This is a genomic window from Paenibacillus sp. FSL R7-0340, from assembly GCF_038002205.1.
In the GTDB taxonomy this organism is placed as follows: domain Bacteria; phylum Bacillota; class Bacilli; order Paenibacillales; family Paenibacillaceae; genus Paenibacillus; species Paenibacillus polymyxa_B.
In genome coordinates this window covers 624,554-644,306 of sequence record NZ_JBBOBY010000002.1, presented here as the reverse complement: position 1 = coordinate 644,306, position 19,753 = coordinate 624,554, and the positions used below count along the sequence as shown (strand labels likewise).

Sequence of the window (19,753 nt, the reverse complement as noted above, 5' to 3'; positions counted from 1 at the left end):
AATAAGCTTTTTAGGAAAAATAAGATGGTTTTTGCAGGGAGAGAATCCCCAAATGAAGGAGTGTTCATGGAACAATGGGCACAACAAATAAGGCAAGCTCTGAATTTCGTTATGTCATAAGCTTGCCTGTGCTATTCGCTGTATTGAGATGCAATGAAGTATAGGCTGGGGATGTGGATGATGATCATCGGCATTAATGCTTTAATTTGGGGCAGGTTGGGCAGTAATCTTCTGGATCATCTGCAGCGAGATAATAGAAACAACAGGTTTTGCGCACACGAATGGGTGTATCTGAGACAGCTGTTGCCCGCTTGGGCGTGTTAAACTGCTTGAGCGGATTACGGGATTCACCAAAGAGATGTGCAGGTGCATCACGAATTAGATAATGGAAGTCCTCTTCGACACGCTGCTTTTCTTCAGGCGTGGCTCCTTCAGCAAACTTGTTCTCATAGAGCCAGTATACGTAAATGGCCGTGTTCTCCCACAGGACTGAACGTGAAACCCGCGTTGCCTTGGACAGCGATTGCCACACCTTGGCCAGATTACCGGCGAACATCTGTTCAATCACCTGATCTCTCCATACGCCACGCTGATCCGCCTCCGGTGAGGTCGTCTGCCAATTAGTCAGACGAGCCTTGGGGAGCCATGTCTCCCCCTGATAACTGGATTCGATCGTGCCGTTGGCAATCTCATAATTTAGGCCTTTGTTGAAGCGTGACATGGCATAGAGACCCGAAGCCAAAATCAAGTAAGCATACCGTTTAGCAAAGAGAGATACAGTAGCCGTTTCAGAATCCGTCTCAAAGATGCTACTCACCCCTTGCAAATAGTTCAGGCTTTTGGACGGGTCCAGCAAGTCCGTAAATGGCATCGAAAATGTACGATCTGTCGAAGGCTCCCAGGTCAAACGGTATTCGGCAGCCAAGGCCTGCATCTCTTGATCATCAAGCCAAGTGGCTGTAGCGTGTGGTTTCATTTAACTTCCTTCCCTTCCCGTGCGGAATGCACATTGGTGTGCCAAACAGCGGATCAACCGCAATGTCGCACTCCATCTGGAAGACCGCGCGGACCATGTCCTGCGTAACAATGTCTTCCGGTTTTCCTTCCGCGTAGATGGACTTGTTGTGGACAGCCACGATATGGTGAGCATAGCGACACGCAAGATTCAGATCATGAAGAACCATCACTATGGTGCGCCCCTCCCGTTCATTCAAATCGAACAGCAGATCCAGAATATCAATCTGATGGGTCATATCCAGATAAGTCGTTGGTTCATCCAGCAGCAGGGTCTCTGTTCCCTGTGCGAGTGTCATCGCAATCCAGGCACGCTGGCGTTGTCCGCCGGATAATGCGTCCATGGGCCGATCAGCCAGAGCAGTCAGATGTGTGGATTCCAGCGCGAGCCTGACCATGCGTTCGTCCTCACCGGACCACTGTTTCAGCCAGGTCTGGTGTGGGTACCGTCCTTGCCGAACTAGTTGGTTCACTGTCAGTCCCTCTGGAGCAGAAGGGCCTTGCGGCAGAATGGACATACGTCTTGAAATTTCCTTGGTAGGCAACTTCGCAATCTCCTCGCCATCCAGCAGCACCGAGCCTGAACTGGACTTCAGCAGCCGCGCCATCGTTCGCAGCAAGGTGGACTTCCCGCAACCGTTGCTGCCAATCAGGACAGTAGTTTTCCCCTTGGGAATAGTCAGGTTCAGATTCTCAATAATAGGCTCTGCGCCATAGGCGATCGTAAGGTCCTTGGCTTCCAGAATACTCACAGCATTCTCCTCCTCAAAACTGATTTCGATTCTTGAACAACAGATACAGGAAAAACGGTGCTCCTACCCCGGCGGTAAATACCCCTGCCGGAACATCGAGCGGCAGAAATACCGTACGGGCAATCAGATCAGCAGCAAATACAAGCAGGGCACCGACCAGTCCCGAAACGATGAGCATGCTGCCAAACATACGCCCTACCAGCTTCCGGGCAATATGCGGCGCAATCAGACCGACAAAACCAATCGTCCCCGCGACAGCTACAGCACCCCCGGCCAGCAGTACACTGCACAGTAGCAGTGCTGAACGATGACGCTGTACAGTGACCCCCAGCCCGGTGGCTAGATCATCCCCGAATTCCTGTGCGTTCAGACTACGGGCAAACCAGATCGCCAACGGAAGCACGATTACAATCACCGGGATGATCGTTCTGACATCGGTCCACGATGCTCCATACACACTCCCCGTCAGCCAGATATACGCCTGACCAGCCGTATAGAATGGACTAAGGATCAGCATGAAGGTCGTCCCGGCCCCCGTAATGGCTGACACTCCGATTCCGATCAACACCAGTCGAATCGGGCTTACTCCTTTTTTCCAGGCAAGAAGATATATGATGATTGTGGTAATCATCGCGCCCATAATGGCAAACAGCGGCAACAGCTTGATACTGATGGTTCCACCCAGCAGGGTGACAAAACCTACAGCGGCAACGGCAGCTCCTCCCGTTATCCCGATCACATCTGGTGAAGCGAGCGGATTACGGATAATCCCCTGCAATAGGGCACCGGACATGCCCAGTGCTGCACCAACAAGCAACGATAACAGCACACGCGGCAGCCTTAGCGTCAACACGACAAAGTCATGATCGCCTGCGCCCAGACCGAAAATCGTCTGCAGCACATTCAGCGGAGATATGAAATCATTACCCACACTAGTTCCTAGAATGGATGCAATCAATACCAAAACCATACAGATTCCGATGATGAACAGCGATTTGCGCTCCATTTGCAAGGATAACGTATCTTTTTTATTGCGAAAAGTAATCATCTTCCTCATATCTTCGTCCCCCCTTTGCGGGCAATATAGACGAAGAAGGGACCACCAATGAGCGCTGTCATAACGCCAAGCGGAACCTCCTGCGGCATGATGATCAGCCGTGCAACAACATCCGCCGCCAATAACAAAATGGCGCCGCCCAGAATGCAGTAGGGAACAAGCCAGCGGTAGTCGTTGCCAACAAACGCCCGCATGATATGCGGTACAACTAATCCTACCAGACCAATTGAACCGGCCACCGCAACAGAACCACCGGCTAGCAATACCGTAACGACTCCCATAAGCAGCTTAACCAGTAGCACGTTCTGTCCCATGCCTTTGGCGATATCATCACCGGTCAGTAGCAGATTGATCGCCCGGCCCATAAACAGGGATACTACAGTGGCAACCGTCATATATGGCAGTACAGGATACAGCATGTCGAGTGTCCGACCGCTCACTGAACCTGCAAGCCAGAACAACACGTCCTGTAATCCCGTTCCATCCAGCACCAGGATTGCCTGCGTGAACGAAGCAAAAAGTGCAGAGATGGCGGTACCCGCCAGCACAATCTTGATGGGAGTCAGACCATCACGACCGATGGACCCAAGCGCGTACACAATCACTGTTGCAATGGTTGCCCCGGCAAAACCAAACCACATCATCGTACTGAGCGAGGACACCGACAGCACCACGATGGCAATAACGATAAAAAAGATGGCGCCCGCATTGATCCCAAACACACTTGGTGAAGCGAGCGGATTACGAGTTAGCGCTTGCATGAGTCCTCCCGCCACCGCCAAACTTGCACCAACAACAGCGGCAATAATTGTGCGTGGTAAACGTTCTGTCAGAAGTACGACATGCTCCACTGAGCTTTCGTCATAGTGTTGTAGTGCATCCACTGCTATTTGAAATGTTATGTGTGTGCGTCCCAGTATCATGCTGGCTACACAGGCGAGTAATAGTAAAATGAATAAGCCGGATAGTCCATACATCTTCGTACTTGCCTTCGTAAAAAGGGGAAACATATTCTCACTCTTTCATTCGTGAAATGCAAAAAGACCTGCCTGCCCATACACTTCGTATACGATGTCCTGGTGCATGGCAGGTCTTGCTCCCATTAATTCAGATTGAACTGCTTGTATAGGTCGTCCAGCATCATGTTGGCCGATGTGTATCCGCCTCCCATGTTCCAGGCCACTTCATCAACCTGTACCAGCTGGTTATTCTTTACCGCATCGAGATTTTTCCAGAGCGGACTGCTGGTCCAATCCTTATAATTTTTCTCAATAGCTTCTGTTTCCGTACCTGAATTGAAGTTGAAGATCATATCTGCGTTCATATCCGGGATGTTCTCTTTCGAAGTCAACTCCACACCCCAGGTGTCTTCATCATGTCCAGGCGGTCTGGTAAATCCAAGCTCTTTCAAAATTTTCCCGGCGTATCCCATATAGAAAATGCGAACCTGATCGGCTCTGAAATTCGTAATAGTCGCTTCAATGGGTAGACGGTCACCCATTTTGTCTTTGAAATCCGCTACCCTTGCATCCCAATCGGCAAGCAACTTGTCCGACTGTTCCTTCATATTCATCGCTTCACCAGCCGTCTTTACCGTCTCTTTCCAGTCAAACAACGTCTCGGTAACTACCGTTGGAGCAATCTGGGACAGTTGATCATAGATATCCTCATGTCTTGTTTTGGTGGCAATGATTAGATCCGGCTTCAACTTGTTGATCTCTTCCAGATTCGGCTGTGATTCCTGACCTACCTGCGTCACGCCATCCAGATCCGCTTTCAAATATTTATATACGGGTTGCTGAACCCAGGATTCCACAACACCCGTTGGCTTCACACCAAGTGCAACAACAACATCATTGGCACCCTGAAACAAGGTTACAATCCTCTTCGGAGTTCCCTTAATTGTCGTTTCACCCATGGCATGTTTGATAACTCTGGTCTGCTCGTCCGCACCACTGCCTACTGTATTGCTCTTATTACCACTTGCAGACTTGCTTGAAGGGTCAGTTGTCCCTGTAGTTCCACCCGAGGCACAACCAGCCAGCACCGATATCATCAGAATAAGTGCTATATAAATATGTAGCTTTTTTGTCAATCCAAACATGTAGTTCAACTCCCCCTTCTCATCCTAATTGATATTAAAAATCATTATCAATTGTATTGTAATTCAGTTGAGTACATTGTTCAAGCATATTGATACTGCTGTGGAAGAACTCCCCGTGCCTCTAGTTTCATGTTGAAAATCTCCTTGTACAGTAAAGGCTTGGATGAATACAAAATGCTCAGTATACAAAAAGGTGTAACCCTCCATAGTTGTTGGGTTACACCTTTATAAGAATTTATGACCTGTCTTCAAAAGACAGCGATCGCGGACAAACATACCGATTAAGGTGTATGCCTGCCTACATATTGATAAGTACCTTTCGGGTATACAATCCACTCATCCTGCTGATTAAAAACGGGTGAGCCACCTGATATACCTTGTCTACGAACAAATGTCCCACCTTGAGGAAACAATTGATTCTGCGAATGAGGCTCTCCAATCACATCTACCACAGTTTCATGATATTTCAGTACATATGCGACCGTATTAAATTCACTTGGGTTATAGAAATGACCCTCTTGATTAAAATAGGCAACATTCGTGACATCCATGAAATCGTAAAAGATGCTGTTTATGATCAGATACGGAATTACTGGATTAACCGGATATAGCGCTATGCTGGATACGTTCATGCGGTTCGTGTTTTTCATGAATTGGTGAACCTCCAGCTCATATCCTTCTATTTTATGAGAGAAGTCACATTCTCGGTTGTAAAACAATTGCAGCACGATGCGACCGTCTCCACCATCGACATATTGTGAAAAAAACAAAAGAAATGCCTCCTGTGGTTCCTGATGAACCTGAAATATAGTCGCTCTGCCAGCAACTCCTACGACCTACTTAAGCTGGACTCTTAAAAAAGTCAAATAATCATTCTCGAGGGGACAGGAGTCTCCTTGGTGCTACAAAGCATACCGTTTATGGTGTATGAGCGCCGACATATTGATAGGTCCCTTTCGGAAACGCATTCCACTCATCTGGCTGATTATAGGCAGACGATCCGTAGGATATTCCTGGCTTGCGGACGAACGTTCCTCCTTGCGGTGCAAACTGCTCATGCGAATTTGGATTTCCTAATACATCTACCACTTGTCCTTGGTATTTTAAAACATATGCAACGGTATTAAATTCGCTCGGGTTGTAGAAATCGCCCTCATCATTGAAATACCAAGCATTCGTAATATCCATGAAATCATAAAAGATACTGTCGATGATTATATATGGCATGGCAGGATAAAGCGGATTAATCGGTAAAGTGGTAACTTTCATTTGGTTTGTTTTCTTCATCCATTGATGAAACTCAAGTGAGTAACCGTCTGCCCGATGGGAAGGGTCTCCATTCCCGTTATAATGCAATTGCAAAACAATTCTTCCATCCCCGCCATCCACATATTGCGAGAAATATACAGCAGGCGCTTGCTGTGGTTCCTGTTGGACCTGAAACACAGCAGCCCTTCCATCTGCTCCTACTACCCATACCAGTAAAGGTTCGGGGGAAAGGGGGATGGAGGTGCCCATGAGTTCTACAGGACCGAGGAATGTCGATGATGGTGTTCCTCTATATACCAGGAATTTAGATTGTCCTGGGAAATAACTGGACAGATCCACGGTTCTGTGCGGCAAGCCATATTTAACCCCAATCGGAGTGATACCGCCGGAAACCAGCTCCGCGTTGCGTGTATTCAACGTGTATTGAACTGAGCCACCCCGATCATCCGCAGCCGTAATAGTAATTTCAGCAAGGCCGCTGCCTGTACCCGAAGCCAGTGTTAAAATGCTGCCATTAAGCGATGCACTCACCAACGTCGGATCACTGGAGCTGACTGTAAATCGCAGCTCATCCCCATCCTCGTCGTAGAACAGTTGTTGCAGATCATAATCCCTTTGCTGTGTAACTCCGGGAGTCAATACCTGCTCGTTTATAGCCGCTATGACTTGAGGAGCTTGATTAAGCTGAGGCATGCTGACGGTAACCGGGAACGTCGCTCCCTCTGCACGTCCGTACTGGTCATACACACTGAGTGTTACACTTGTGGTTCCTACACTCACTGGGTTTAACTGTAGTTTCTGACCATTCATATGGGCCGTAGCAATTCCTGGATCATACGTGTCTGCTGTCACTGACAGGGATGCTAGATCCCAGTTCAACAGGAACGGTGAGAGATCCAGTTCTGATGCAGCATCTCCCAATTGAAGCAACTGCTCAGGAATTGCTGTAATAACTGCATTTTCCAATAGATGAACCTGTAGGTCTGTGCTAATCTCTCCGCCTCTATCGTCTTTAGCCGTGATGGTAATCACGGTATTGCCGCTAGTCAGTCCATGAATGACAAGCTGATCATTTTGAACTGTAGCAGCTGCCACGGCTGGATCAGACGAACTGATTTCATAACGAATCGGATCATGATCCGGGTCGACAAAGATGGTGGACAGATCCACGGTTCCGTCAGCCTTGCCTAAAATCAGATGTACCGCGTCTGGTGCACGGGTTACTACCGGGCTACTGTTCGGTATAGGCAAAATTGTTACAATCAAGGTAACTGTATCTGTTCCACCCTTGCTGTCGTCTGCCGTCAGGGTAATACTTGCGCTCCCCGCTTGCAGCGACTGCAAAGAAAGCTGATCGCTCGTTATGGCAGTCTGCACGATAGAAGCATCCGAAATGGTCGCTGTGAACACCAGCGGGTCACCATCTACATCCGTAAATATCGTGGAAAGATCCAGCGTCGTATTCGGCTGACCCAATGTGACGGTTAGCGGTTGAGGGTCTTGTCCATGCGGAGCATGGTTAGGAGTGCCCTGAACCGTTAGCTTGAATTCAATCTGCTTTTGGCCTGTGCTGCCATCTTCTCCTTGCTGTCCGTCATTGGCAGTGACATGAACGATCGTACTGCCCGCGCGAAGCGGACTCAAACGCAATTCATCTCCTGTAAGCACCACCGACGCTACAGCAGGATTATCAACAGTAACCTGATACGTTAAGCTAGCATTTTCCGGGTCCTGAACATAGTCGTTCAAATGCAGTACCGAGTCGGACTGTCCCACAGTAAGCGCCTGATCTGGTATATCTGCAGATACAGGATTGCCATTCACGATAATTTTGAAGGTAGACGACACCCTTTTTCCCCGTCCATCATTAGCCGATACACTGATGGATGCTTTTCCGACACTGACTGGCGTAAGCTTTAATGTATTGCCCGATACGGACGCCCGTACGATGCCGGATTGAAGAGAAGCTGCCGAAAAGGTCAAGGTATCCCCATCAGGATCGGTAAAGAATTGGCGCAAATCGTACAATTGTTCACCAGTGCCTTCTGTAATTACACGCTCAACAGAAGCATTTACAACTTCCGGTGAACGGTTAGCACTGCTGGATGAACCAGATGAGCTTCCAGAAGATGAGGACGTGCCTGTTACACTTGCCACAGCTAGGCCCGTAACAGCGTTGGAAGCTACTCCGGTACCCAGTGTGACCGCAGATACCTGTACATTTCCACTCACATTTACTCTAGCTGCCGGGTTGCTGACTTGAATATTTTCAATACTACCTGTAGTTTTCAATTCCAAAGCACCCGTCCCGGTGACGGTCAGCTGCTGGATTGTGCTATTACCTGTCATCTCGACGGATTGGCTGCCAGTTACCTGAACGGTCTGAACCGTTCCCTGAAGATTGACTTTGTCCGTCCCTTCATTAACATTCAACTGCGGCAAGGAAGCATCCGCGCTAACCTCAATGCTTGCGCTGGATTGCACGTTCATGACCGTCGCGCTTGCGGTACCACTAAGTACAACGTGAACGTCCGGCTTTGTGACATCCATTTGCGTCAACGTTGAGCTATCAAATACGACTGTATTGTTATCTCCGCCGTTAATATGGGTCTGTCCCTGCACCTGTACATCCTGTGCATAAAAATCCTGCTGTACTCGGGCATCCACCGTTAACTGCTGTTCCACTTTCAAATGCAGTACGGATGTAAAATCCACGGCGATCACCAAATCTCCGTTTAGCGTGGAGCCGTGTCCGTTCAGCACAACGTTGCCACTGAACTCCGCTTCGCCGTCACGAGCCGAAGTCCCGCTGCTGCGAAGCTCCAGCCAAGTGACCTTGTCCACCGTCCGGCCTGTGGCATGGAAACGAATGCCTGCGTTGCGCAGCGCGGCCTGATTATCCGCGTGAAAAATGCCGCGCAGCGGCTCTGCCACGTCATAAGCGATGCCATTGATCCATATCTGCTTGCCGTCCATTTCCTGGAGCTGCGAAGCACGCTCCTGTGGAAACAAAGCAGATACGAGCAGGCTGGCCGCATCTACGCGGCTTACCGAGTCTTTGGCGTGTAGATTTCCGCCAAATTCACTCATCAGCCCGTCATTCAGCGCCGCCCAAATCATCGGGGTCGCCCACGGGCTGGCGTCCTTCCACGCCGTCGGCAGCGTCTGCGCCGACGGCGAGTCGGTTGTGCTGGCGGGTGTGCCCGCAGACGTCCCCGTCCCAGCAGACCTGACCAACAGCGCGATCAGTTCCTGAGCGCTGATCAGGTCATTCGGACGGAAGTGTCCGTTGGCGTCGCCTTGCATCAGCCCGGCCTTACGGGCTGCCTCTATAGCCGGGCGCCCCCAGCTATCGGCGGGCACGTCCGTGAAGGAGGCAGCGCCGTCCAAGTTGCCCGTCGGAAGCTGCAACGCTTTGACTAGCAGCACGGCTAGCTCCTGACGTGTGAGCTTCTGCTCAGGTCTGAGCGTTCCGGCGGGATCGCCTTGGATAATCCCGAGTTCACGGGCTTTTTGCAGTTGTTCCAATTGCTGTGCTGTAAGCTTCTGTACATCCGTCCAGGCAGCAGTATTGTTCCGTGTGGACCCCTTGGATACGGAAGCCGTATCTATCACGGTAGCCTGCTCTGCTCCGGCAGGAAACGAGGGGGTCAGCAGCAGCAAAGCAGCTGCCAGCTGAGCGGTTAACTTCTTATTTTTCATGGTGCAATTCTCTCCCCACCGATAAATGTAATCATGTATTTAAAATCATAGGATACGTATGTTTTACGGCCGAGGACGACCGATAAAGACTCCTAAATTAACAGGGTAGTTCGTCCCCTCAACATTCCATTCACCAGCTTGATATGGATCTGTATTACCAATGACCGTACCGCTATTCCGTCCCAAAGCCTGCCCTTGACCAATAACTGCGATATCTATAAGCGTGTTGTTGTAATACAGCTTAAGCGTAACAGGTTCCGAATTGTTATTTTGTAACTGCAGGAAGGTAAAATACCACTCCTCCGATACGAACGAACTCAGATCATCCGCAATAACAAATGTTTGCCCAGGCATAATCACATCCCCGTCATTGGCGTTTATGATAATCGGGTCTGGTTGGTCGGATCGCTCAATCCATATTCTATTTTTCTCCAACGGTCTGTTTGTAGGGTTATACAATTCAATCGCCTGGTCCAGATAATCCGGTTCGCCTTGCCACACGACTTCGGAAATGAACAAGTCTCTTTTCTCAACAATCACTGGAATTGTAAAAGATGTCGTTTCACCACGATTATCATTTGCTGTAATCGTAAGGAACGTCATACCATTACGCAAAGGTTGTATGAAAAGTGCATTCCCTTCTACCTGCCCCCCTGCCACCAATGGATCAGAAGACACCACAGTATAGGTCAGCGTGTCTCCGTCCTCATCAGAGAACATATCATTCAGCTGCAATGTTTGCTGACCATCTCCCGGGTCCAAATATTGAGGTTCAGGCACACGGGTCACTACCGGACGATGATTTACTGGTTGAGGAGCTTCAACTTGGAGCATAAATGAAGTGAAAGAAACGCCCCCACGACCATCATTCGCCGTAATTCCAATCATCGTAATACCAGCATTATGCAGTGTTACAAAGGAATCTTCTCCATTCTCTACCACACTGCCTACTAGGGGGTTGGAGGAAGTTATGGTATACGTCAAGGTGTCGCCATCCTGATCCATAAATAACGAGCCCGGATACAGCATCAGCTTGTCCTGCAACACATTAGCAACTACGACAGGTAAATGAGGCAAAGCCACAGGTATGTGATTCTCAGGCTGCGGATCAGGCAAAGGCGCATTCACCATAGCAGTAAACTGAAGCGAGGCTGTACCTCCCTTGCCGTCATGGGCTGTTATCGTCATTAGACTAATGCCGGCTTGAAGCGGCGTAAGCATAAGCTGATCGCCTGTTACTTCTCCTGTGGCCACTTCTGGCGAAGCCGATTCCACCGTGTAGGTCAGTGCATCGCCATCCTCATCGTTAAACAAGTCAGACAGGCTAATCTGCTTGCCACCTTCATTTAAGAGCAAAGGAATGTCATTTAGGCTGTTGCTCGCGACAGGACTGTGATTAATGTCCTCCTCATAAGTAGAACTGGTCACTGTATAGCTGAAAAACACGCTCGCTTTACCGCCTTTTCCATCCTCTGCCGTAACAAATACCTGTGTGCTTCCTACTGATTTAGGTTTTAGTGTAAGCTGTTGATTTGCCACTTCTGCTTCTGCTACGTATACATCCGAAGTGACCGCATGGTACGACAGTTCATCCTGATCGGCATCGTAAAACACATTTTTCAAATCCACTAGCGTATCTCCAGAACCCAAAATGGCATATTGATCGGCAGGAACGATAGCTGAGACAGGTACATGATTAGATGTTGGCGTTGGATTCGTTGTAGAACTGCCACCGCCACCACCAGATGAACTTTTTTTAGTGCTTGTTGAGGATGTATCCGAAGATGCACCCAACGTGGTATCACGTATAATTTGAGTCTCTGTTCCCCGCTCCGCAAGACGGGTCTGTACAGTCTGTATCCCATTGGCGAGACGTACCTGTGTATCGGCAAAATTCAGTTTAAGCTGCTGCCATACACCACTTCCCTGAATCTGAATAGGCTCATGCGTATCCACGATCATTTCGTTTACATCTGCATGAATCTCTACATTTTTGGCACCCTGCATCAAGGTTACCTGAGGTAACGTATCACCTTGAATACGCACATAATCCGCTGCAATAGCTAACTTGCCTTTAAATTCTGTCCCTTTGCTATACAAAGTCACCGGTTGTTGGGCTGTACCACTTTGCACAATTTGAAGTGCTGACAGATCAGCTACGTTTCGGTTCGATGTCTGATAGGTCAGGGTAGCCCCTTGAAGCGCCGGCACATTGTCTGCTCCGAACAGTTGCTTCAATTGCTGGCCGATCAAATAGGGCTTTCCATCCATATAGGCGATATCCCCGTCGATACGAGAAAGGATTCCCGTCCGTTCACCCGATTGGAATACATTCACCAAAAAGGCTGCGATATCCTGACGTTTTACCTGTACTTTAGAGTCAAACCGATTATCCGGCGTATCCATTAATCCCAGTTTGAGAGCTGCCTCTACGTTGCTTTTGGCCCATGCGCTCACCTGATCCCCATCAGAAATGTCCTGAACATCTCCGCCTTGAACATGGGTTCCTCCAATCGCTCTCACCAGAATGGCTGCCAATTCCTCACGACTCACTGCAGCATCCGGGCGGAAAGCACCTGATTCATCTCCGGTCATTAGACCTGCCGCACGTACAGCTTCTATATAAGAAGCTGCCCAACTCCCCTGCGTATCCTTAAAAGTTACTGCTTTCTCCGTTGCGTCAAGCTTAAGTGCATTAGCCAGCAAAGCTGCCATTTCCTTACGCGTTAACGGTTGATCTGGACGGAAAGAACCATCTGGATAACCCGTGATCAGTCCTTGCTTCACAGCCTCCTGTACCGCCTGTAATGCCTGGGATGACATAGTGGACTGATCTGTAAAAGATACTGTACTGGCTTTAGTCACAATCGCTGACGTCTCCCCTTTCGTTTCCGCATGAACAAGCTGGGGCCCCCATGCCATACCTGCCAGCAACGTCACCATCAGCACTTTTTGCCATTCTTTATTTGTTTCTTGATTCATCAGACTCTCCCCCGTGAACGGTTCATTCTTGTTATTAGTGAAAATATCTTATCATCCGCCTCTGAACCAATTCTGAACAATATTAAAATTTTATCTTTTTCACAGTCTGGACTTTGTAGCAAATGAAAAAAGAGCGCTCAGCCAGATGGGCTAAGCGCTCTAAAACTTCTATAAAACGTTGATGTACATGCCATATCAGGAAACCGTAGGATTCCATTGAAAGGTAGCTGCGGACTTGGAGGGAAGGGTAGATTTGAAAACCTTATTTCCCTGCCGAACCTTAAATGTCTTTGTGTTCTCTCCCGTATTGGCGGCAATCAGGACAAGCGTACCGTCGGGGTTGCGATAAGCGACCGTTTCGATACTTCCACTATAATGTGTAGAATCAATACGTACCGCACCTGGACGGACAAATTTGCTGGCGTGCCCAATCGCATAGTACTCCACATTTTTCGTAACTGCACCGCTTAACGGGTCGATGGTCACTACACCTCTACAGTTGGCGCAACCCCCATTGGTCGGACCCCCGGACGGGTCAAGTGCGATATTCCAAAAGAGGACATTTTGCGACCAGTTTCGGGGTGCACCAATGATCAGCTTGGACATATCCCAGCTCAAATCATCTCCAAAGCCCGGACTCCACGCCCCCCCACTACATTCTGTCATATATACAGGCTTATCAGGAAAAGCATTATGCACATCTGTCATCGCCGTGGGCTCTCCTTTGTAGCAATGAAAGGCCGTTCCGTGCGTATAGCTTCGAGCCTGTTCATCTCCTAACACGGTCTTGGCATAATCGCTTCCTGTATCCCAGTTATGGTCAAAGGCAATAATGTGAGTAGATAAATGGTTTCGATTTAGGGTCGGGCCCAGATATTGTTTAATAAAATTCGCCTGTTCTGCTGCTCCCATACTCATGCTGGGATACTTGGGCGTAGTGAATTCTGGCTCATTTTGAATGGAAATCGCCTGAATCGGAATTCCCTCGTTCGCATACGCCTGTAGATAACGAACAAAATAGTCAGCATACGCCTGGTAGACGCGCGAATCGGTATAGTCCAAATACCAGCCGTTATAAATCTGCTCCCCATATTTCATCCAGGGCGGAGCTGTCCATGGGGTTCCCATAATCTTTAAATCCTGGTTTCTTCTCAGGATTTGCTTCAACACATCGATCACATCCCGATCCTTGGCGATGGAGAAATGATTCAGCTCATAGTCCTTGCCTGTTGCCACATCGTCATAGGTATAGCTGCCAGGCTGTCCCTGCTCATCTACGGAATAATCTGAGGCTCCAATGGTATGGCGAATATAACTCAGTTGAATGCCACTGGCTGTAAACAAATCATTTAGCAGCTGATCACGCTGATTGGCAGACATGCCATAATTCATCAGGTATGCGGACGAACCGGACACCGCTGCTCCAAACCCTTCCATCGTCTGGTAACGAATATCTGGCTTAATCTCAATCGTCAGTGTATCCGCATTCGCTGCATTTTCTTTACTGTTATCCTTATCCCAACGGATCGGGGTTTGTTGGGTTAGGCGATTCGCCGGATCGGGTGTTGTTAGCCACATGTTGACGTTATTTTCTGCTTTCGGCCCCGGAACATTCCGTATAGCCATACTGGCCAGGACCGCACAGATCAAAATGGCTACTGCAGCTATAAGCAGCCAGATGTCAGTACGTCGTTGCTTTTGGAGTTTCTTCATCTAATGTCCTCCTCTCCCTATCATTAGCATGTCCTCCTCTCCCTATCATTAGCCTATCCCCATCCTCCCTACTATTTCAGCTTTCACTTGGGTTTCCCTTTGCATACATATGGCAAAAAGAGAGCCGGTGCTTGTGCCCGCGCTCTCTTGAATATAACCATTTTAAAACAAATGTAACGGGATTACTTTTTTGCCTTTTCTGTAGAGGTTGCCGGAATCGTAACACTTCCTGTCAGTCGTAAATCCTGAGAGGAACTGCCCACATAAATGGGCACTTCACCCGCTGGCATAACCCATGCTTTGGACTTTTCATCCCAATATGAGAAAGCTTTCGGGTCGAGCTCAATGCGAACCTTCTTCTCTTGACGCGGCTTTAACTCTACCTTGGACCAGCCTGCCAGTTGACGGGATGGAGTCTCTACGTTTGTCGGAAGCTTACCGCTGTACACCTGTACAACCTCAGCTCCGGCTGTTTTACCCGTGTTCTTCAATTTTAGCGAAACTTCGACGGAACTCGTACGATCGGATTTTTTTCCACTCGCATGCTGTTTTGTTTTCAGATCGCTATATCCGAATGTCGTATAGGATAAACCGTGTCCAAAGGAGAACGCCGGTTGAATACCCGATTTCTCATACCCACGATAGCCTACAAAAATACCATCTGAATAGTCACCTATACCGTTCACACCCGGAAACTTCTCTGGTGAGGACACGGGTGTAGACTGCTCGTTAACCGGGAAGGTTACCGGCAACTTACCCGAAGGATTCACATCCCCGAATAAGACGCGTGCTATAGCATTCCCTTGCTCTTGTCCAGCAAACCATGCTTGTACGATGGAAGGGACTTTGTCCTGCCAGGTATCCATTTGCACGGCTCTGCCGCTCATTTGTACGACAATAGTTTTCGGATTTGCAGCCGCAACCGCACGGATTAGCCGATCCTGATTGTTCGGCAGCTCCATATCGAAACGCTCAACATATCCTTCGCTCTCATACGTACGCGTAACAACAATCGCAACATCCGATTTTTTCGCCAATTTCACAGCGTTGTCAATCAACTTATCTGACGTATCTGCCGGAGGTTCCCAGCCCAGACGAACCATACCCCCGGAATCACGACCATTTGTCGGATAATCAGCGCGGTATTCAATACGTATCTTGTGCTTTTCACCCGCTTTAAGGGAGATGCTTTTCTTCGTAGTGCCCAGCTTTTCACCTTGATTGTCCACGAAAAGCTTATCGTCGAGATACAGCTTGCTTGATCCCAAACTGGTTAATGACAATGCATAGTCACCATCCTTGGGAGCTGCAATTGCCCCTGTCCAGCGTGCAGATATCAAGCCGTTCAGTGTCGTTGGTGTATTTGGAACTTTAGGGGACTTCGCATTGAAGCCCTGATAATTATAAAATCCAAGGTTCATATTGACTTGGTCATCATTGCGTACAAGAATCGGATTGCCTTCCATCTTGTTATTCTTCCAGTATTCGCCTCGAAGCCCCTGTTCGCCATCTCCATAAGTCGCATATCCAACACTGATATCCTCCTTCTGATCAGATGTAGTCAACAGTGAAGACGGAACAGCCGATGGGCCAGGCATAATGTCTCCTGCAGAGATCGGGTCTGTACCCGGTGCATATTGGACGGTAACACCTTTGCCGACACGATTGCGGATGCCCTCTAACGGACTCACGGTATACGTCGGGTTCACCAACGAACTGCCTCCGCCTGCCACAGTGCCGTTATCTGCATCGGGGCCAATCACAGCAATGGACTTGAGTTTATCTTTAGACAACGGTAATGCATTATTTTTATTTTGAAGCAGTACCATACTTTCCTCAGCCAATTGACGGGCTGTCTTGCCATGGTCACGGGCATCAATTTGATTATTTTGAGCCGGGTGATCGAATAAACCTTTGCTGAACATTTGCACCAAAATGCGCCCAGCCTTATCATCAATCGTTTTTTTACTTACCTTACCATTTTTGACAGCCGCCAGCAGCTGATCTCCCCATTTACCATAAGGGGTCCCCGGTGTTTCCAGGTCCAATCCGCTATTTGCCGATTCGACTGTACTCAGGTTCGCACCGTAATCACTCATCACAAAGCCCTTGAATTGCAATTCCTTCTTCAAGAGGTCCGTCAAAAGAGTTTTGTTCTCACAAGCAGACTCGCCGTTGACCTTGTTAAAGGAGCACATTGCCCCTCCCAAATCTGCCTCGGCGATGACTTCTTGGAACGGGCGTATGTAAATCTCATGCAACGCACGGTCACTGACTTTGACATTCGTCGTGAAGCGCTCTGTTTCCTGATTATTCATAAGATAATGTTTCGCAGTCGCCAAAACAGGGTGGCTTTGTATACCTTTGACATAAGCGGTCGCCATTTGCGATTGCAGTAGCGGGTCCTCACCCATAGATTCAAAGTTTCGCGATCCCCATGGAATACGGGCAATATCCATCCCCGGTCCAAGCGCAACATTATGAGTTGTATTAAAAGCCTCGTCTCCAATCAAATCACCATACTGTTTGGCAGCTTGGGTATCCCACGTTGCAGCCAACGCAATTGGAGCAGGCAACGCAGTAGATTGCTTGTCCTGCACATCTGGATTAGCGATGCGCACACCCGCTGGTCCATCTGCCATCGTCAGCGCCGGAATGCCCAACCGCTCCATCGAATTATTATAGAATCCATAGTAATTGTTGACCTTGCCAGTCACCAAATCTATTTTTTCTTCCAGCGTCATTTCCTGCAGCAGCAACGCTGTCCGTTTCTCAGCCGACAGGGCCGTGTTCATCCAAGGCCGATCTGTCTGGCTTCCTGCCGCTCCTGCAATATTCATAGGTCCGATCACAACAGCCGCGATAACTGTCATCATCACCATACGGAACAACCATGTTGATTTCACTTTCACGTTTGTAATTCCTCCTTGATGTTAGATCATGAGGTGAATGCCTATTCAACTCTCACAGGCTTGCAAAGGCTCTCGATCCTGCGAGCTCCGACAAGAATCCAGAGCCACGGGATAAGCAAGCAAGTCAGCAAAAGCCGCAATGGCTCAAGTGACACGTTTACCACCCTACCGTACATTTTCGAAAATTTCATTGAAAGTTTTTGGAAGTACAACACTAGGACCTTCATTCTTTTTCATGAAAAGAGAGCGTTAACAATTCAGTTAACCGATAATAAAATTACACTTTTGTAACTATTTAATGACGGTTTTTTAACTAATTTCAATCCATAAAAATGATTCATATGTCCCACTCTTGACTTACTCATATGGCGTTACCTAGCGTGCGACCAAAGTCGCTATTTGGGAATTGGAAATACTTATGTATAAGGATTTTGCAAAATCCTGGTATAAAAAACAACGCTCATAAACAAAAAAATTCCAGAGAACCTGAAAGGTCCCTGGAATTAATGTGATTATTCAAACGGATACCGAAGCCCCCATTGTGAACGAATCTGATCCATCAGTTTCATAATTCCTAACGATTCATCTAAAGAAATAGTAGAACTTTCGAGCAAACCTTCGTTCAAGCAACGCCCGACTTCTTCTGCTTCAAAGGCATAGCCTGTAGAGGATCGGTCATCCTGAAAGTTTTGTGCCTCTTCACCGTCCACAACTAAAGTAGCAGATGTGCTGTTCAGGAATGACGGAATGTGGATATAACCCTTTGTTCCATGGATGTATGCCTCATTCGTCAATCCGAGACGGACTGCCCCGTTAAGCATAGCCGTGCGTCCTTTTCCATAATCCAGCAAGATCGAAAATGTCTCGTCAACGCCTGTCTCCCCGATATGAGCAGTGCTCCATACATGCTCAGGTTCAGGACCGAAGACCATTGAAGCAAAAGAAACCGGATAAATTCCTGCATCTAATAGAGCACCTCCGCCCAGCTCAGGGTTCAAAAGCCGCCCCTCCGGGTTCCAATCTATTCGAAAACCAAATTCCGCCTTAACCAGCTTTACCTCGCCAATGTGTCCCGCATGTATCCACTCCCGCACTTGGCGAATCGGAGGCAAAAAACGTGTCCACATTGCTTCCATCAGGAATAGCTTACGCTCACGTGCAAAGCCGATCATTTCCTCCAATTCTTTGCTGTTGACGGTGAAGGGTTTCTCACACAAGACTGCTTTGCCCGCCCGAAGAGCCGTCAGAACATTTTCTTTATGAAAAGGATGGGGAGTCCCTACGTAAATAGCATCTACCTCGGGATCTTGTGCTAATTCCTCATAGCTCCCGTAAGCCCTTGATATTTGATGCTTAGCTGCAAATTCGGTAGCGCTTTCAATAGTGCGTGATCCAACAGCATACCCTTCTCCATTCGAAACATGCGCCAAATCCGCCACAAATTGATCTGAGATCCAGCCTGTGCCGACAATTCCCCATTTGATCTTTTTGCTCATACTTGTGTCCCTCCCAGCAATTTGGTTAACGTTGACTTGCAACATACCCTTTTATTCTAGCAAACGCCTGTCCTAAACAAAAGAAACATTTGCTAGACGACGGTTTCTTTTGTGACCCAGCAGTATCTTCATTTATACCCATTATTGAATGACGTATCTGTAAAACTTTTTATCCACTTTCATGACTGGAAAACCAATCGGCAATTCTCCTGGAGCTATACTAACAAAGCCGTTCTTCTCATAGAAACGATGAGCTGCTACGAATTGTGGTGTTGTTCCAAGATAGATTTCTTCAATAGACCTTACCCTGGCCCATCCTATGGCATGATGCAATAATTGATTCGAAACATTGAATGTTTTACCTCTATAGTTTTGTTTTACAAACATTTTTCTGAGTGCTGTCTTACGGTTCCCAATATCTAACAAAGCTATAGTCCCTACTACGGTTTCTTCACTAAGAGCCACCCAGAAGTTGCCGTTACCACGCTGATAAAAGTTTTCAATATCAAGCAAATCTGGCTGATCTTCTTTGGTTATGGCGATATTATATTCATCTTTTTGAATATGTAAAATTAAATCGACAACTTGTGATTGATACTCGGTTGAGTACTCTTTTAGAAAGATACTATTAATCATCGTTGTGTTCTCCTATTATCGTCAATTGTTATACTATTAGATTCTCATCAAACCACAGAACCTAAAATATTACCCATATCTCCTTATTGGCGCTTGATACACGCTCAGTATTAAAT

General features: G+C 47.9%; 12 protein-coding genes. All 12 read right to left on the bottom strand.

What is annotated here, in order from left to right:
• Positions 1–193: 193 nt before the first annotated feature.
• Positions 194–976: an IucA/IucC family C-terminal-domain containing protein gene (locus tag MKX59_RS25745; protein WP_340859378.1), complete on the bottom strand. Its 783-nt coding sequence runs from the start codon at positions 974–976 to the stop codon at positions 194–196.
• Positions 945–1,766: an ABC transporter ATP-binding protein gene (locus MKX59_RS25740; RefSeq protein ID WP_023987175.1), complete on the bottom strand. Its 822-nt coding sequence runs from the start codon at positions 1,764–1,766 to the stop codon at positions 945–947. The genes MKX59_RS25745 and MKX59_RS25740 overlap by 32 nt, the downstream gene beginning before the upstream one ends.
• Positions 1,767–1,779: 13 nt before the next feature.
• The gene (locus MKX59_RS25735; RefSeq protein WP_023987174.1) at positions 1,780–2,823 is read right to left on the bottom strand and encodes a FecCD family ABC transporter permease; all 1,044 of its coding nucleotides are present in this window, start codon (positions 2,821–2,823) and stop codon (positions 1,780–1,782) included.
• A complete protein-coding gene (locus MKX59_RS25730) occupies positions 2,820–3,833 on the bottom strand; it encodes a FecCD family ABC transporter permease (RefSeq protein WP_069081281.1) in 1,014 nt (337 codons plus the stop codon). The genes MKX59_RS25735 and MKX59_RS25730 overlap by 4 nt, the downstream gene beginning before the upstream one ends.
• Positions 3,834–3,925: 92 nt before the next feature.
• Positions 3,926–4,927 carry an ABC transporter substrate-binding protein gene (locus MKX59_RS25725; protein WP_069081282.1) on the bottom strand — a complete coding sequence of 334 codons (1,002 nt, stop codon included), beginning with the start codon at positions 4,925–4,927 and terminating at the stop codon, positions 3,926–3,928.
• A gap of 281 nt (positions 4,928–5,208) precedes the next feature.
• A complete protein-coding gene (locus MKX59_RS25720) occupies positions 5,209–5,697 on the bottom strand; it encodes an RTX toxin (RefSeq protein WP_340859374.1) in 489 nt (162 codons plus the stop codon).
• A gap of 148 nt (positions 5,698–5,845) precedes the next feature.
• Complete coding sequence (locus MKX59_RS25715) at positions 5,846–9,898, bottom strand: S-layer homology domain-containing protein (protein ID WP_340859372.1); 4,053 nt, start codon at positions 9,896–9,898, stop codon at positions 5,846–5,848.
• A 63-nt stretch (positions 9,899–9,961) separates the two neighbouring features.
• A complete protein-coding gene (locus MKX59_RS25710; RefSeq protein WP_053324712.1) occupies positions 9,962–12,880 on the bottom strand; it encodes an S-layer homology domain-containing protein in 2,919 nt (972 codons plus the stop codon).
• A 195-nt stretch (positions 12,881–13,075) separates the two neighbouring features.
• Positions 13,076–14,593 carry a glycoside hydrolase family 30 protein gene (locus MKX59_RS25705; protein WP_071559237.1) on the bottom strand — a complete coding sequence of 506 codons (1,518 nt, stop codon included), beginning with the start codon at positions 14,591–14,593 and terminating at the stop codon, positions 13,076–13,078.
• 182 nt (positions 14,594–14,775) lie between these two features.
• Positions 14,776–17,505, bottom strand: coding sequence for a glycoside hydrolase family 3 C-terminal domain-containing protein (locus MKX59_RS25700; RefSeq protein ID WP_340859369.1), 2,730 nt, complete (start codon positions 17,503–17,505; stop codon positions 14,776–14,778).
• A gap of 512 nt (positions 17,506–18,017) precedes the next feature.
• Entirely contained in the window at positions 18,018–19,001 is a 984-nt protein-coding gene (locus MKX59_RS25695) for a Gfo/Idh/MocA family protein (protein WP_071559239.1), read from the bottom strand.
• A gap of 141 nt (positions 19,002–19,142) precedes the next feature.
• A complete protein-coding gene (locus MKX59_RS25690) occupies positions 19,143–19,637 on the bottom strand; it encodes a GNAT family N-acetyltransferase (protein WP_103744805.1) in 495 nt (164 codons plus the stop codon).
• Between the last annotated feature and the right edge of the window lie 116 nt (positions 19,638–19,753).